The 16,872-nt window shown below is 54.1% G+C and carries 13 protein-coding genes and 2 tRNA genes; 14 read left to right on the top strand and 1 reads right to left on the bottom strand.

Annotation, left to right across the window (positions count from 1 at the left end; all coding sequences use genetic code 11):
• Positions 1-7 precede the first annotated feature (7 nt).
• The 6 genes from rlmE (at position 8) to JY391_RS02945 (ending at position 5,591) form a co-directional block, all read left to right on the top strand.
• A complete protein-coding gene (gene rlmE, locus JY391_RS02920; protein ID WP_042291855.1) occupies positions 8-637 on the top strand; it encodes a 23S rRNA (uridine(2552)-2'-O)-methyltransferase RlmE in 630 nt (209 codons plus the stop codon).
• 99 nt (positions 638-736) lie between these two features.
• The gene (gene ftsH / locus JY391_RS02925; RefSeq protein ID WP_042291851.1) at positions 737-2,668 is read left to right on the top strand and encodes an ATP-dependent zinc metalloprotease FtsH; all 1,932 of its coding nucleotides are present in this window, start codon (positions 737-739) and stop codon (positions 2,666-2,668) included.
• 87 nt (positions 2,669-2,755) lie between these two features.
• On the top strand, positions 2,756-3,604 hold the full coding sequence (gene folP, locus JY391_RS02930) for a dihydropteroate synthase (protein ID WP_060571064.1): 849 nt from the start codon (positions 2,756-2,758) through the stop codon (positions 3,602-3,604).
• Complete coding sequence (gene glmM / locus JY391_RS02935) at positions 3,597-4,934, top strand: phosphoglucosamine mutase (protein ID WP_042291845.1); 1,338 nt, start codon at positions 3,597-3,599, stop codon at positions 4,932-4,934. Before folP ends, glmM begins: the two co-directional genes overlap by 8 nt.
• A gap of 228 nt (positions 4,935-5,162) precedes the next feature.
• Entirely contained in the window at positions 5,163-5,495 is a 333-nt protein-coding gene (secG, locus tag JY391_RS02940) for a preprotein translocase subunit SecG (RefSeq protein WP_211935200.1), read from the top strand.
• A gap of 9 nt (positions 5,496-5,504) precedes the next feature.
• Positions 5,505-5,591, top strand: a tRNA-Leu gene (locus JY391_RS02945).
• A gap of 213 nt (positions 5,592-5,804) precedes the next feature.
• Here JY391_RS02945 and argG read toward each other — a convergent pair.
• Complete coding sequence (argG, locus tag JY391_RS02950; RefSeq protein ID WP_042291839.1) at positions 5,805-7,148, bottom strand: argininosuccinate synthase; 1,344 nt, start codon at positions 7,146-7,148, stop codon at positions 5,805-5,807.
• Positions 7,149-7,446: 298 nt separating this feature from the next.
• On the opposite strand from argG, the gene JY391_RS02955 reads away from it, so the two are divergent.
• The 8 genes from JY391_RS02955 to pnp all read left to right on the top strand — a co-directional run bounded on the left by JY391_RS02955 (position 7,447) and on the right by pnp (position 16,765).
• Positions 7,447-7,523: transfer RNA gene (locus JY391_RS02955), tRNA-Met, on the top strand.
• Between the two features lie 207 nt (positions 7,524-7,730).
• Positions 7,731-8,183 (top strand): ribosome maturation factor RimP, encoded by a 453-nt coding sequence (rimP, locus tag JY391_RS02960; RefSeq protein ID WP_042292047.1) that lies wholly within the window; start codon positions 7,731-7,733, stop codon positions 8,181-8,183.
• Between the two features lie 28 nt (positions 8,184-8,211).
• Positions 8,212-9,699 (top strand): transcription termination factor NusA, encoded by a 1,488-nt coding sequence (nusA, locus tag JY391_RS02965; protein WP_042291836.1) that lies wholly within the window; start codon positions 8,212-8,214, stop codon positions 9,697-9,699.
• 24 nt (positions 9,700-9,723) lie between these two features.
• Entirely contained in the window at positions 9,724-12,405 is a 2,682-nt protein-coding gene (gene infB, locus JY391_RS02970) for a translation initiation factor IF-2 (RefSeq protein WP_042291835.1), read from the top strand.
• 214 nt (positions 12,406-12,619) lie between these two features.
• Positions 12,620-13,021 carry a 30S ribosome-binding factor RbfA gene (gene rbfA, locus JY391_RS02975; RefSeq protein WP_001040201.1) on the top strand — a complete coding sequence of 134 codons (402 nt, stop codon included), beginning with the start codon at positions 12,620-12,622 and terminating at the stop codon, positions 13,019-13,021.
• Positions 13,021-13,965: a tRNA pseudouridine(55) synthase TruB gene (truB, locus tag JY391_RS02980; RefSeq protein ID WP_042291832.1), complete on the top strand. Its 945-nt coding sequence runs from the start codon at positions 13,021-13,023 to the stop codon at positions 13,963-13,965. Before rbfA ends, truB begins: the two co-directional genes overlap by 1 nt.
• A gap of 149 nt (positions 13,966-14,114) precedes the next feature.
• Positions 14,115-14,384: a 30S ribosomal protein S15 gene (rpsO, locus tag JY391_RS02985; RefSeq protein WP_000059465.1), complete on the top strand. Its 270-nt coding sequence runs from the start codon at positions 14,115-14,117 to the stop codon at positions 14,382-14,384.
• 245 nt (positions 14,385-14,629) lie between these two features.
• Complete coding sequence (pnp, locus tag JY391_RS02990; protein WP_211935201.1) at positions 14,630-16,765, top strand: polyribonucleotide nucleotidyltransferase; 2,136 nt, start codon at positions 14,630-14,632, stop codon at positions 16,763-16,765.
• Positions 16,766-16,872: the final 107 nt, after the last annotated feature.

The following is a 16,872-nucleotide window of genomic DNA, read 5'->3' on the forward strand; positions in this document are numbered from 1 at the left end:
AAGTTAAATGACAGGTAAAAAGCGTTCTGCCAGCTCGAGTCGCTGGCTTCAGGAACACTTTAGCGATAAATATGTTCAAGAGGCACAGAAAAAGGGGTTACGTTCCCGTGCCTGGTTTAAACTTGATGAAATACAGCAAAGTGACAAACTCTTTAAGCCGGGAATGACGGTTGTCGATCTCGGTGCCGCGCCAGGAGGCTGGTCACAGTATGTGGTCTCGCAAATTGGCGGCAAAGGCCGCATCATCGCTTGCGATCTTTTACCTATGGATCCTATTGTTGGTGTGGACTTTCTTCAGGGCGACTTTCGTGATGAACTAGTGATGAAAGCGCTGCTGGAACGCGTGGGTGACAGTAAAGTACAAGTTGTCATGTCAGATATGGCACCAAACATGAGCGGAACACCGGCGGTGGACATCCCCCGCGCCATGTACCTGGTGGAACTGGCGTTAGAAATGTGTCGTGATGTGCTAGCGCCGGGTGGAAGTTTTGTAGTGAAGGTGTTCCAGGGCGAAGGTTTCGATGAGTATCTAAGGGAAATTCGCTCCCTGTTTACGAAGGTGAAAGTTCGTAAGCCGGACTCTTCTCGCGCACGTTCGCGTGAAGTGTATATTGTAGCGACCGGGCGTAAACCATAACTGGTCGATTTCAGACGAAAGTTTGAAAGACGCTGGATATAGAGTATCCTGACGCTGTTTTTAACACAGTTGTAATAAGAGGTTAATCCCTTGAGTGACATGGCGAAAAACCTAATACTCTGGCTGGTCATTGCCGTTGTGCTGATGTCAGTATTCCAGAGCTTTGGGCCCAGCGAGTCTAATGGCCGTAAGGTGGATTACTCTACCTTCCTGCAAGAGGTCAACAACGACCAGGTTCGTGAAGCACGTATTAACGGACGTGAGATCAACGTTACCAAGAAAGATAGTAACCGTTACACGACCTACATTCCGGTTAACGATCCGAAGCTGCTTGATAACCTGCTGACGAAAAACGTCAAGGTTGTGGGTGAACCACCGGAAGAGCCGAGCCTGCTGGCTTCCATCTTTATTTCCTGGTTCCCGATGCTGCTGTTGATCGGTGTCTGGATCTTCTTCATGCGTCAGATGCAGGGCGGCGGTGGCAAAGGCGCCATGTCGTTTGGTAAGAGCAAAGCGCGCATGCTGACGGAAGATCAGATCAAAACCACCTTTGCCGACGTAGCAGGTTGTGATGAAGCGAAAGAAGAAGTCGGTGAACTGGTTGAATACCTGCGCGAGCCGAGCCGTTTCCAGAAACTGGGCGGTAAAATCCCGAAAGGCGTTCTGATGGTGGGGCCGCCGGGTACCGGTAAAACCCTGCTGGCGAAAGCCATCGCCGGTGAAGCGAAGGTACCGTTCTTTACCATTTCCGGTTCTGACTTCGTGGAAATGTTTGTTGGTGTCGGTGCGTCTCGCGTACGTGACATGTTCGAACAGGCCAAGAAGGCGGCGCCGTGCATTATCTTCATCGATGAAATCGACGCCGTAGGCCGCCAGCGTGGCGCAGGTCTGGGTGGCGGTCACGATGAACGTGAACAGACGCTGAACCAGATGCTGGTTGAGATGGACGGCTTCGAAGGTAACGAAGGTATTATCGTTATCGCGGCGACAAACCGTCCGGACGTTCTTGACCCGGCGCTGCTGCGTCCAGGCCGTTTTGACCGTCAGGTCGTGGTGGGGCTGCCGGATGTGCGCGGTCGTGAACAGATCCTGAAAGTCCATATGCGTCGCGTGCCGTTGGCGCCGGATATCGATGCGGCCATCATTGCCCGCGGTACGCCTGGCTTCTCCGGTGCGGACCTGGCGAACCTGGTGAACGAAGCGGCCCTGTTTGCTGCGCGTGGCAACAAGCGCGTGGTCTCCATGGTTGAATTCGAAAAAGCGAAAGACAAAATCATGATGGGTGCGGAACGTCGCTCCATGGTGATGACGGAAGCGCAGAAAGAATCGACCGCTTACCACGAAGCTGGCCATGCGATCATCGGTCGTCTGGTGCCGGAACACGATCCGGTGCATAAAGTGACGATTATTCCGCGCGGTCGTGCGCTGGGTGTGACCTTCTTCCTGCCTGAGGGCGACGCGATTAGCGCCAGCCGCCAGAAACTGGAAAGCCAGATTTCGACGCTTTACGGTGGTCGTCTGGCAGAAGAGATCATCTACGGTGTTGAACACGTTTCTACCGGCGCGTCAAACGACATCAAAGTGGCGACCAACCTGGCGCGTAACATGGTGACCCAATGGGGCTTCTCGGAAAAACTCGGTCCGTTGCTGTATGCGGAAGAAGAGGGTGAAGTGTTCCTTGGTCGAAGCGTCGCGAAAGCCAAACACATGTCCGATGAAACCGCGCGTATCATCGACCAGGAAGTGAAAGCGCTGATTGAACGTAACTACAATCGTGCGCGTCAGCTTCTGAACGATAACATGGACATCCTGCACGCAATGAAAGATGCGCTCATGAAATACGAGACCATCGATGCGCCGCAGATTGATGACCTGATGGCACGCCGTGACGTTCGCCCGCCAGCTGGCTGGGAAGAACCCGGCTCTAACAATTCTGACAACAATGGCACCCCGCGTGCGCCGCGTCCGGTTGATGAACCCCGTACGCCGAACCCGGGCAATACCATGTCAGAGCAGTTAGGCGACAAATAAGTCATACCATTGTTGATGACTGCGCGTTAATGAAAACCCTGGGGCTTGCTCCGGGGTTTTTTATGATTTCATACCAGGGATAACATTATGCAACTCTTCGCCCAGGGCACTTCACTTGATCTTAGCCATCCGCATGTGATGGGCATTCTCAATGTCACTCCAGACTCCTTCTCTGACGGTGGAACGCATAACACGCTGATCGAGGCTGTGAAGCATGCGAATCTGATGATTAACGCCGGTGCCACCATCATTGATGTTGGTGGCGAATCAACGCGTCCTGGCGCGGCTGATGTCAGTGTGGAAGAGGAATTGCAGCGGGTGATTCCGGTTGTTGAGGCGATTGCGCAGCGTTTTGAAGTCTGGATTTCCGTGGATACATCAAAGCCGGAGGTGATCCGCGAATCAGCCAGAGTGGGCGCTCACATCATTAACGACATCCGCTCGCTTTCTGAACCCGGCGCGCTGGAAGCCGCAGCGGAAACCGGTTTGCCCGTTTGCTTAATGCACATGCAGGGGCAACCGAAAACCATGCAGCAGGCGCCGAAATATGACGACGTGTTCGCTGAAGTTAATCGCTACTTTATTGAGCAGATAGCACGTTGTGAAAGGGCGGGTATCGCAAAAGAGAAATTGTTACTCGACCCGGGATTCGGTTTCGGTAAAAATCTCTCCCACAACTATACATTACTGGCGCGTTTATCTGAGTTTCATCATTTTAATCTGCCGCTGTTGGTGGGAATGTCGCGCAAATCGATGGTGGGCCAGTTGCTCAACGTCGGGCCTTCAGAGCGACTGAGCGGCAGCCTGGCCTGCGCGGTAATTGCGGCCATGCAGGGAGCGCAGATCATTCGTGTCCATGACGTCAAAGAAACCGTAGAAGCGATGCGTGTGGTCGAAGCCACATTGTCCGCAAAGGAAAACAAACGCTATGAGTAACCGTAAATATTTTGGTACCGATGGAATCCGTGGTCGCGTTGGCGACGCCCCGATCACCCCTGATTTCGTGCTTAAACTGGGATGGGCGGCCGGTAAAGTGCTCGCGCGCCACGGCTCCCGTAAAATCATCATCGGTAAAGATACGCGTATTTCCGGTTACATGCTGGAGTCGGCCCTGGAAGCGGGACTGGCGGCGGCGGGCTTATCCGCCTCATTTACCGGCCCGATGCCGACGCCCGCCGTGGCATACCTGACGCGCACTTTCCGCGCAGAGGCTGGCATTGTGATATCAGCGTCGCACAATCCGTTCTATGACAACGGTATTAAGTTCTTCTCTATTGATGGCACCAAACTGCCGGATGCGGTGGAAGAAGCCATTGAAGCAGAAATGGAAAAAGAGATCACCTGCGTGGACTCCGCTGAACTGGGTAAAGCCAGCCGTATTGTGGACGCCGCAGGACGCTATATTGAGTTCTGCAAAGGCACATTTCCGAATGAACTGAGCCTGAATGAGTTAAAAATTGTTGTCGATTGCGCGAACGGCGCGACCTACCACATTGCGCCCAACGTGTTGCGCGAGCTGGGCGCGAAGGTCATTGCGATTGGCTGTGAACCGAACGGCGTCAATATTAACGAAGAAGTGGGCGCGACGGATGTGCGTGCTCTGCAGGCGCGCGTTGTCGCGGAAAAAGCCGACCTGGGGATTGCCCTGGACGGTGACGGTGACCGCGTGATCATGGTTGACCATGAAGGCAATAAAGTCGATGGCGATCAGATTATGTATATCATCGCCCGTGAAGCGTTGCGTCAGGGACAATTACGCGGCGGCGCCGTCGGTACGCTGATGAGCAACATGGGGCTGGAGCTGGCGCTCAAACAGCTGGGCATTCCGTTCACCCGTGCCAAAGTAGGCGACCGCTACGTGCTGGAAAAAATGCAGGAAAAAGGCTGGCGTATCGGTGCGGAAAACTCCGGGCACGTCATTCTGTTGGATAAGACCACCACGGGCGACGGCATTGTGGCGGGACTGCAGGTATTAGCGGCAATGGTGCGTAACCATATGAGTCTTCACGATCTCTGCAGCGGCATGAAAATGTTTCCGCAGATCCTCGTTAACGTGCGCTATACCGCCGGCAGCGGCGATCCGTTGGAAAACGAAACCGTGAAGGCGATCACGGCGGATGTGGAAGCGGCGTTGGGCAACCGCGGTCGCGTGCTGTTACGTAAGTCAGGCACCGAGCCGTTAATCCGCGTGATGGTGGAAGGCGAGGACGAAGCCCAGGTCACTGAATTCGCTCACCGTATCGCAGAGGCTGTAAAGGCGGTGTAAAGGTCCTTTTTACTGCATAAAAAGGCGGCAAATGCCGCCTGTTGCAGGTAGAAATGGCATGCTTTTGCTGTTTTTTTCCGCAGTTGATACAATGGCCTAAAATTGCCCTTGCGAAGGACATTCGCTTTGGTTAGTATTCACACCCGCTTCAGTGGGAAACAGTAGCTTATCCCGCTTTATTGGTTTGAAGCATTGGTATGCGGCAACTCCGCAAGGAACAGGTTGATTATGTACGAAGCTCTTTTGGTAGTTTTCCTTATTGTGGCAATTGGCCTTGTCGGTCTGATCATGCTGCAGCAAGGTAAAGGCGCTGATATGGGAGCCTCCTTCGGAGCAGGCGCTTCCGCTACGCTGTTTGGTTCAAGTGGTTCTGGTAACTTCATGACCCGAATGACGGCTGTGCTGGTGACGTTGTTCTTCATCATCAGTCTGGTGCTGGGCAATATCAACAGCAATAAAACCAATAAAGGAAGTGAGTGGGAAAATCTGAGCGCGCCGGCGAAAACCGAGCAAACTCAGCCTGCGGCTCCGGCTAAGCCGACCAGCGATATCCCACAATAAGATTTTCGTGCCGAGGTGGTGGAATTGGTAGACACGCTACCTTGAGGTGGTAGTGCCCAATAGGGCTTACGGGTTCAAGTCCCGTCCTCGGTACCAATATTCCAAAAGAAAGATGCTGAAAAGCGTCTTTTTTTTCGTCTTTTATTTATGACCCTTGCCGTCTGTGGTCATTTGCCTGCCGAATAGTGGTTGCGCCGATATTCAACATTATTCACGAAGCCTGATGGCGCCACGCTTATCCGGTATACAGGGTGACGCCACGTATAAAAAAGGCCGCATACGCGGCCTGGTGAAAAGCATCTATTCCGATCACTTCGCTTTATTTTCCAGATTCTCTACCTGCGGCAGACCGGTCGCGGAAGAGGCGGTGAGCAAGCCAGACTGCGCATAGCCAAACAGCTTCTCCCGGGTGTCGGTGATATCCAGATTACGCATAGTTAACTGACCGATACGATCGTCCGGTGAGAATACAGAGTCACCTTTTTCCATCGTCAGGCGTTCCGGTTTGTAGGTCAGATTCTCTGAAACGGTATTGAGGATGGAATAATCATTACCGCGGCGCAGTTCCAGCGTGACTTCACCGGTGATCTGGCTGGCGACCCAGCGTTGCAGACCGTCACGCAGCATCAGCGCCTGTGAGTCAAACCAGCGGCCCTGATACAGCAGGCGGCCCAGCTGACGTCCGTGCGCATGATATTGCTCAATAGTGTCTTCATTATGAATGCCAGTCAGCAAACGTTCGTAGGCGATATGCAGCAGCGCCATCCCCGGGGCTTCATAAATACCGCGACTTTTCGCTTCAATGATACGGTTTTCAATTTGATCGCTCATGCCCAGACCATGACGGCCGCCGATACGGTTCGCTTCCAGCATCATCTCCACATCGTCGCTAAACGTTTTGCCGTTCAGCGCCACCGGATGCCCCTGTTCGAAACGTACGGTGACTTCTTCCGCCGGGATTTTCACGTTTTCGTCCCAGAACTTCACGCCCATGATCGGATTAACGATCTTCACGCTGGAGTTCAGAAACTCGAGGTCTTTGGCTTCGTGCGTCGCGCCGAGCATATTGGAGTCCGTGGAATACGCCTTTTCGACAGACATTTTGTAGTCGAAGCCGCAGGCGATCATAAATTCAGACATCTCGTGACGACCACCCAGCTCATCAATAAAGTCGGTGTCCAGCCACGGTTTGTAAATCTGTAGCTCAGCGTTGGTCAGCAGACCGTAGCGGTAGAAACGCTCAATATCGTTTCCTTTATAGGTGCTGCCGTCACCCCAGATATTCACACCGTCTTCTTTCATCGCGGCAACCAGCATGGTGCCGGTTACTGCGCGGCCCAGTGGCGTGGTATTAAAATAGGTCAGGCCGCCAGTGGTGTTATGAAATGCGCCACACTGAATCGCCGCGATACCTTCGGCAACCAGCTGTTTACGGCAGTCAATCAGGCGAGCGTTCTCTGCACCGTATTCCATTGCGCGACGAGGAATCGCATCGTAATCGTCCTCATCTGGCTGACCCAGATTCGCAGTATATGCATATGGGACAGCCCCTTTTTGTCGCATCCACAGCAGTGCTGCGCTGGTGTCCAGTCCGCCGGAAAAAGCGATACCAATACGTTGACCTGCCGGAAGATGCTTGAGAATCGTCGTCATAAAATAAAACCCTGCTTGATAGACTGATGGTGAGATCGGCTTTCTGCTCTTATTGCATTTTTATGCAAAATAAATGAGTTTTCATTTAAACATCTTTTTTGCAAGACAGGAAGTGTTTCATGCGTTTTTCCACCATTCGCGCCGATGGCGTGTCGCGAGAGGATGCTGTTAACAAGGTTGACACAATGGGGGAGTAATCAATATAATAGCCGCAGATTTTACGTCCCGTCCTCGGTACCAAATCCCAGCAGTATTTGCATCTTTTACCCAAAACGAGTAAAATTTGCCACGTTTCAGGCGCGGGGTGGAGCAGCCTGGTAGCTCGTCGGGCTCATAACCCGAAGGTCGTCGGTTCAAATCCGGCCCCCGCAACCACTTTCCCTTAGAGTTCTTTTTCAAATATACTGTGAAGACTTAGGCCTTCGTAGCTGGATTTGAAAAAAATTCTTTCGGAAGGTTCTCCAGACCGCAGTTGCGGTTATAGGGTTCAGTTATCTAAAGCCCCGATTTATCGGGGTTTTTTGTTATCTGACTACAGAATAACTGGGCTTTAGGCCCTTTTTTTATGTCTTGGGGGTGGGCTTGTCCACATTAGAGCAAAAATTAACAGAGATGATTACAGCGCCAGTTGAAGCCTTAGGTTACGAGCTGGTCGGCATCGAATTTATTCGCGGTCGCACATCCACACTGCGCATCTATATTGATAGTGAAGATGGCATCAATGTTGATGATTGTGCTGATGTGAGCCATCAGGTGAGCGCTGTACTGGACGTAGAAGATCCGATCACGGTGGCGTATAACCTGGAAGTCTCCTCACCGGGGCTCGACCGTCCGATGTTCACTGCTGAACACTACGCGCGTTTCCTGGGTGAAGACGTTTCGCTGGTACTCCGCATGGCGGTACAGAACCGCCGTAAATGGCAGGGCGTGATTAAAGCGGTGGATGGTGAAATGATTACCGTCACAGTCGAAGGAAAAGATGAAGTGTTCGCGCTGAGTAATATCCAGAAGGCGAACCTGGTTCCCCACTTTTAACAGTCTGGATTGAGGTGAAAAGCCCGCGATGAACAAAGAAATTTTGGCTGTTGTTGAAGCCGTATCCAACGAAAAGGCGCTGCCACGCGAGAAGATTTTTGAAGCGCTGGAAAGTGCGCTGGCTACAGCAACTAAGAAAAAATATGAACAAGAGATCGACGTTCGCGTAGAAATCGATCGTAAAAGCGGTGATTTCGATACCTTCCGTCGCTGGCTGATTGTCGAAGAAGTAACCCAGCCGACGAAAGAGATTACGCTCGAAGCGGCGCGTTTTGAAGACGAAAGCCTGAACCTGGGCGACTACGTTGAAGATCAGATCGAATCTGTCACCTTTGACCGTATCACCACCCAGACGGCAAAACAGGTTATCGTACAGAAAGTACGTGAAGCCGAACGCGCGATGGTTGTCGATCAGTTCCGTGAACACGAAGGTGAAATCATCACCGGCGTAGTGAAGAAAGTGAACCGCGACAACATCTCACTGGATCTCGGAAATAATGCTGAAGCCGTGATCCTGCGTGAAGATATGCTGCCGCGTGAAAACTTCCGTCCGGGCGACCGTATCCGCGGCGTACTGTATGCAGTCCGTCCGGAAGCGCGCGGTGCGCAGCTGTTCGTTACCCGCTCCAAACCGGAAATGCTGGTCGAATTGTTCCGCATTGAAGTGCCGGAAATTGGCGAAGAAGTGATCGAAATTAAAGCGGCGGCTCGCGATCCGGGTTCCCGTGCGAAAATCGCGGTGAAAACCAACGACAAGCGTATCGACCCGGTCGGCGCCTGCGTAGGTATGCGCGGCGCGCGCGTTCAGGCGGTGTCGACCGAACTGGGCGGCGAACGTATTGATATCGTTCTGTGGGACGATAATCCGGCGCAGTTCGTCATTAACGCAATGGCGCCTGCTGACGTCGCGTCTATCGTGGTGGATGAAGACAAACACACCATGGATATCGCCGTCGAAGCGGGTAATCTGGCGCAAGCGATTGGACGTAACGGTCAGAACGTCCGTCTGGCTTCGCAACTGAGCGGCTGGGAACTCAACGTAATGACCGTTGATGACCTGCAGGCAAAACATCAGGCTGAAGCCCACGCCGCCATCGATACCTTCACCAAATATCTCGATATTGATGAAGAGTTCGCAACAGTTCTGGTTGAAGAAGGTTTCGCAACCCTGGAAGAGCTGGCCTACGTGCCAATGAAAGAACTGCTGGAAATCGACGGCCTTGACGAGCCGACCGTTGAAGCGCTGCGCGAGCGCGCTAAAAACGCACTGACCACTCTGGCACTGGCCCAGGAAGAAAGCCTCGGTGATAACAAACCGACTGACGATCTGCTGAATCTCGACGGTATGGATCGTGAACTGGCCTTCAAACTGGCTGCCCGTGGTGTTTGTACGCTGGAAGATCTCGCCGAACAGGGCATTGATGATCTGGCTGATATCGAAGGGTTGACCGACGAAAAAGCCGGAGAGCTGATTATGGCTGCCCGTAATATTTGCTGGTTCGGTGACGAAGCGTAATAAACTGTAGCAGGAAGGAACAGCATGACAGATGTAACCGTAAAAACGCTGGCCGCAGAGATACAGACCTCCGTGGAACGCCTGGTACAGCAATTTGCTGATGCCGGTATCCCGAAGTCTGCTGATGACTCTGTGTCCGCACAAGAAAAACAGACCTTACTGGCGCACCTGAACCGTGAAAACGGCTCAGGCCCGGATAAGCTGACGCTGCAACGTAAAACGCGTAGCACCCTGAACATTCCTGGTACCGGTGGAAAAAGCAAATCGGTACAAATCGAAGTCCGCAAGAAGCGCACATTTGTGAAACGCGACCCGCAAGAGGCTGAACGTCTCGCCGCGGAGGAGCAAGCGCAGCGTGAAGCGGAAGAGCAAGCCCGTCGTGAGGCAGAAGAAGCAGCCAAACGCGAGGCGCAACAAAAAGCTGAACGTGAGGCCGCAGAACAAGCTAAGCGTGACGCCGCTGAAAAAGCGAAACGTGAAGCTGCGGAAAAAGACAAAGTGAGCAATCAACAGACTGACGATATGACCAAAACCGCCCAGGCCGAAAAAGCCCGCCGTGAAAATGAAGCTGCTGAGCTGAAGCGTAAAGCGGAAGAAGAAGCGCGCCGCAAGCTTGAAGAAGAAGCGCGTCGCGTAGCGGAAGAAGCTCGCCGTATGGCGGAAGAAAACAAATGGACGGATAACACTGAGCCGACTGAAGACACCAGTGATTATCACGTCACCACTTCTCAGCATGCCCGCCAGGCTGAAGACGAGAACGATCGTGAAGTTGAAGGCGGCCGTGGCCGCGGTCGCAACACGAAAGCGGCCCGTCCGGCGAAGAAAGGCAACAAGCACGCTGAGTCTAAAGCCGATCGCGAAGAAGCGCGCGCAGCGGTTCGTGGCGGTAAAGGCGGCAAGCGTAAAGGTTCCGCGCTGCAGCAGAGCTTCCAGAAGCCAGCGCAAGCCGTTAACCGTGACGTTGTGATTGGCGAAACCATCACCGTTGGCGAACTGGCGAACAAGATGGCGGTGAAAGGCTCTCAGGTCATCAAAGCGATGATGAAACTGGGCGCAATGGCCACCATTAACCAGGTCATCGACCAGGAAACCGCGCAGCTGGTTGCCGAAGAGATGGGCCACAAAGTGATCCTGCGTCGTGAAAACGAGCTGGAAGAAGCGGTAATGAGCGACCGTGACACCGGCGCAGCGGCTGAACCGCGCGCACCGGTAGTGACCATCATGGGTCACGTTGACCACGGTAAAACCTCCCTGCTGGACTACATCCGTTCCACGAAAGTGGCCTCTGGCGAAGCGGGCGGCATTACCCAGCACATCGGTGCGTACCACGTTGAAACCGACAACGGCATGATCACCTTCCTGGATACCCCGGGTCACGCCGCGTTTACCTCCATGCGTGCGCGTGGCGCCCAGGCAACGGATATCGTGGTTCTGGTTGTTGCCGCAGACGACGGCGTGATGCCGCAGACCATCGAAGCTATCCAGCACGCGAAAGCGGCGGGTGTGCCGGTGGTGGTTGCAGTGAACAAAATCGATAAGCCGGAAGCGGATCCGGATCGCGTGAAGAATGAACTGTCCCAGTACGGCATTCTGCCGGAAGAGTGGGGCGGTGAAAGCCAGTTCGTCCACGTATCGGCAAAAGCCGGTACGGGCATTGACGAGCTGCTGGATGCGATCCTGCTGCAAGCCGAAGTACTTGAGCTGAAAGCGGTACGTAAAGGCATGGCGAGCGGCGCGGTCATCGAATCCTTCCTGGATAAAGGACGTGGCCCGGTTGCTACCGTTCTGGTTCGCGAAGGTACCCTGCATAAAGGCGATATCGTGCTGTGTGGCTTCGAATATGGCCGCGTTCGTGCGATGCGTAACGAACTGGGTCAGGAAGTGCTGGAAGCGGGTCCGTCGATTCCGGTGGAAATCCTCGGTCTGTCCGGCGTACCGGCTGCGGGTGATGAAGTGACCGTGGTGCGTGACGAGAAGAAAGCGCGTGAAGTTGCACTGTACCGTCAGGGCAAATTCCGTGAAGTCAAACTGGCGCGTCAGCAGAAATCGAAACTCGAGAACATGTTCGCCAACATGACCGAAGGCGAAGTTCACGAAGTGAATATCGTGCTGAAGGCCGACGTACAGGGCTCTGTGGAAGCGATCTCCGACTCCTTGCTGAAACTGTCTACGGACGAAGTGAAAGTGAAGATCATCGGTTCCGGCGTGGGCGGTATCACCGAAACCGACGCGACCCTGGCGGCAGCATCCAACGCGATTCTGGTTGGCTTCAACGTACGTGCCGATGCGTCTGCGCGCAAAGTGATCGAAGCGGAAAACCTGGATCTGCGTTACTACTCCGTCATCTATAACCTGATCGACGAAGTGAAAGCGGCGATGAGCGGTATGCTGTCTCCGGAACTGAAACAGCAGATTATTGGTCTGGCTGAAGTGCGTGATGTGTTCAAATCACCGAAATTCGGTGCGATCGCGGGCTGTATGGTTACCGAAGGCACGATCAAACGTCACAACCCGATCCGCGTTCTGCGCGACAACGTGGTTATCTACGAAGGCGAGCTGGAATCCCTGCGCCGCTTCAAAGATGACGTCAACGAAGTCCGTAACGGTATGGAATGTGGTATCGGCGTGAAGAACTACAATGACGTTCGCGTCGGCGATATGATCGAAGTGTTCGAGATTATCGAGATCCAACGTACCATCGCATAATCTTTGTCGTCTTTCGGACCGCAACTGCGTTGGCTACGAGTGTTCACCCCGGTCACATAGTTATCTATGCTCCCGGGGATTCACACTCTTGCCGCCTTGTTGCAACCCAAAATACTTAGAAGATAATTTTGCGTAGGCCGGGTAAGCGAAGCGCCACCCGGCATGAATTTCAAAAGGGGGCTGATTGCTCCCTTTTTTGTCTGGAGAATTGATTATGGCGAAAGAATTTGGTCGCCCGCAGCGCGTGGCGCAGGAAATGCAAAAAGAGATCGCAATTATCCTGCAACGCGAAATTAAAGATCCGCGCCTGGGCATGATGACGACCGTTTCCGGTGTCGAAATGTCCCGCGATCTGGCGTATGCCAAAGTGTACGTCACCTTCCTGAACGACAAAGATGAAGACGCAGTGAAAGCGGGCATCAAAGCGTTGCAGGAAGCCTCCGGTTTTATCCGTTCCCTGCTGGGTAAGGCAATGCGCCTGCGGATCGTGCCGGAACTGACCTTCTTCTACGACAACTCGCTGGTCGAAGGGATGCGCATGTCTAACCTGGTGACCAACGTGGTAAAACATGACGAAGAGCGTCGTGTGAACCCGGACGACAGCAAGGAGGACTAATGAGTCGTCCTCGTCGTCGTGGTCGCGACATTCACGGTGTCCTGCTGCTGGACAAGCCGCAGGGCATGTCCAGCAATGATGTCCTGCAGAAAGTAAAGCGCATTTATAACGCCAACCGCGCCGGACATACCGGTGCGCTGGATCCGCTGGCGACTGGTATGCTGCCGATTTGCCTCGGAGAAGCGACAAAGTTTTCGCAATATCTGCTGGATTCTGACAAGCGCTATCGTGTGATTGCCCGTCTCGGGCAGCGAACGGACACCTCCGATGCCGACGGGCAAATCGTGCAGGAGCGTCCGGTAACGTTTACCCCTGAGCAGCTTGCCGCCGCGCTGGATACCTTTCGTGGCGACATTGAACAGATCCCATCGATGTACTCGGCGCTCAAGTATCAGGGCAAAAAGCTCTACGAATACGCGCGTCAGGGGATAGAAGTACCGCGGGAAGCCCGACCGATAACGGTTTACGAGCTGCTGTTTATTCGCCAGGAAGGGAATGAGCTTGAGCTGGAAGTGCACTGCTCGAAAGGCACCTACATCCGCACCATCATTGACGATCTTGGCGAAGCGCTGGGCTGCGGGGCGCATGTCACCTATCTGCGCCGCCTGACGGTAAGCAACTATCCGGTTGATCGGATGGTGACGCTGGAACAACTGCGTGAGCGGGTGGCGCAAGCCGAGCAGCAGGGCATTCCGGCGGCGCAGCTGCTGGATCCGCTGCTGATGCCAATGGACAGTCCGGCCTCGGACTACCCGGTCGTTAATCTGCCGTTAACCTCCTCGGTTTACTTTAAAAATGGTAATCCGGTACGCACCGCGGGCGCGCCGCTGGACGGGCTGGTCCGCGTGACGGAAGGGGATGACGGTAAGTTTATTGGCATGGGCGAGATCGACGATGAAGGCCGCGTGGCGCCTCGTCGGTTAGTGGTGGAATACCCAGCCTGATGCGGGTTCGTCTTGCGATAAGCAGGCGCTACGAGTAGAATACTGGCGCTTAACGTCGCGTAAATTTTTTAACAGTTTACGCGATGTACACTGGGACTGCTGAATTAGAGATCGGCGTCCTTTCATTCTTAATACTTTGGAGTTTTAAAATGTCTCTAAGTACTGAAGCTACAGCTAAAATCGTTTCTGAGTTCGGTCGTGACGCAAACGACACCGGTTCTACCGATGTTCAGGTTGCTCTGTTGACTGCACAGATTAACCACCTGCAGGGTCACTTTGCAGAGCACAAAAAAGATCACCACAGCCGTCGTGGTCTGCTGCGCATGGTTTCTCAGCGTCGTAAACTGCTCGACTACCTGAAACGTAAAGATGTTGCACGCTACACCGCGCTGATCGAGCGTCTGGGTCTGCGTCGCTAATTCTTGCGAGTTTCAAAAAAGGGGGCCTTCATGGCCCCTTTTTTCAAGCAGATGGCAGCAATTCACTGGAAACTATTGTATTGTTGCTATGAATGATCTTCCGTTGCAGAGGTTCGCGCGGCTAATGAGAGGCTTTACCCAATATCATGCGGGTTAGGGTTGTCATTAGTCGCGAGGATGCGCAGAAGATCGGGTCTTAACGGCGACTCAGCATAGGGTCGCCAGAATCAGGAAAGGATATTATTTTGCTTAATCCGATCGTTCGTAAATTCCAGTACGGTCAACATACCGTTACGCTGGAAACTGGCATGATGGCGCGTCAGGCCACTGCCGCTGTTATGGTTAGCATGGATGACACTGCGGTATTCGTTACCGTTGTGGGCCAGAAAAAAGCCAAACCAGGTCAGGACTTCTTCCCGCTGACCGTTAACTATCAGGAGCGTACCTACGCTGCTGGTCGTATTCCGGGTAGCTTCTTCCGTCGTGAAGGCCGCCCGAGCGAAGGTGAAACCCTGATCGCGCGTCTGATTGACCGCCCGGTTCGCCCGCTGTTCCCGGAAGGCTTTGTCAACGAAGTCCAGGTTATCGCGACCGTGGTTTCCGTTAACCCGCAGGTTAACCCGGATATCGTTGCGATGATCGGCGCCTCTGCCGCGCTGTCCCTGTCCGGCATTCCGTTCAACGGCCCGATTGGCGCCGCGCGTGTAGGCTACATTAATGACCAGTACGTACTGAACCCGACGCAGGACGAACTGAAAGAGAGCAAGCTGGATCTGGTTGTTGCCGGTACTGAAGCGGCTGTGCTGATGGTTGAATCCGAAGCGGAACTGCTGAGCGAAGACCAGATGCTGGGCGCGGTGGTGTTCGGTCACGAACAGCAGCAGGTGGTTATCCAGGCGATCAACGATCTGGTGAAAGAAGCCGGTAAACCGCGCTGGGACTGGCAGCCGGAAGCCGTAAACGAAGCGCTGAACGCGCGCGTTGCTGCTCTGGCCGAGTCTCGTCTGAGCGACGCTTACCGCATCACCGACAAGCAGGAGCGTTACGCTCAGGTAGACGTGATCAAATCTGAAACCATCGATGCGTTGCTGGCGGAAGACGACACTCTGGACGTTAACGAGCTGGGTGAAATCCTGCACGCCATCGAGAAAAACGTTGTCCGTAGCCGCGTACTGGCAGGCGAACCGCGTATCGATGGTCGTGAAAAAGATATGATTCGTGGTCTGGACGTGCGCACTGGCGTACTGCCGCGTACTCACGGTTCCGCACTGTTCACCCGTGGTGAAACCCAGGCGCTGGTTACCGCGACGCTGGGGACTGCCCGCGACGCGCAGGTGCTTGACGAACTGATGGGCGAGCGCACCGACAGCTTCCTGTTCCACTACAACTTCCCTCCGTACTCCGTCGGCGAAACCGGCATGGTCGGTTCTCCGAAACGTCGTGAAATCGGCCACGGTCGTCTGGCGAAGCGCGGCGTGCTGGCGGTTATGCCGGACATGGATAAATTCCCGTACACCGTGCGTGTGGTATCGGAAATCACGGAGTCCAACGGTTCTTCCTCCATGGCTTCCGTGTGTGGCGCGTCTCTGGCGCTGATGGACGCAGGCGTGCCGATCAAAGCCGCCGTTGCGGGTATCGCGATGGGTCTGGTGAAAGAAGGCGACAACTTTGTTGTCCTGTCTGACATTCTGGGCGACGAAGATCACCTGGGCGATATGGACTTCAAAGTGGCGGGTTCCCGCGACGGTATCTCTGCGCTGCAGATGGATATCAAAATTGAAGGTATCACCAAAGAGATCATGCAGGTTGCGCTGAACCAGGCTAAGGGTGCGCGTCTGCACATCCTCGGCGTGATGGAACAGGCGATCAACGCGCCGCGCGGCGACATCTCTGAATTCGCTCCGCGTATCCACACCATCAAGATCAACCCGGACAAGATCAAAGACGTGATCGGTAAGGGCGGTTCTGTGATCCGTGCGCTGACCGAAGAGACCGGCACCACCATCGAAATCGAAGACGACGGTACAGTGAAGATCGCCGCGACTGACGGTGACAAAGCGAAACACGCGATTCGCCGCATCGAAGAGATCACCGCTGAAATCGAAGTGGGTCGTATCTACAATGGTAAAGTGACCCGTATCGTTGACTTTGGCGCGTTTGTTGCCATCGGCGGCGGTAAAGAAGGTCTGGTCCACATCTCTCAGATCGCTGATAAGCGCGTTGAGAAAGTGACCGATTACCTGCAGATGGGACAGGAAGTACCGGTTAAAGTTCTGGAAGTTGACCGCCAGGGCCGCGTACGTCTGAGCATCAAAGAAGCCACTGAGCAGTCCCAGCCAGCTGCTGCGCCGGAAGCGCCAGCCAGCGAACAGGGCGAGTAAGGTTGTTTTTGCCCTCCGCTTTGCGGAGGGCGTTTAACCTGGCAGGACGCCTTGTTGAGCCGCCGGTGGACAGGACGTTCAGTTAATCGTTGTCTTCGGGAGTGGGA

It is taken from the genome of Citrobacter sedlakii, assembly GCF_018128425.1.
Lineage (GTDB): Bacteria > Pseudomonadota > Gammaproteobacteria > Enterobacterales > Enterobacteriaceae > Citrobacter_A > Citrobacter_A sedlakii.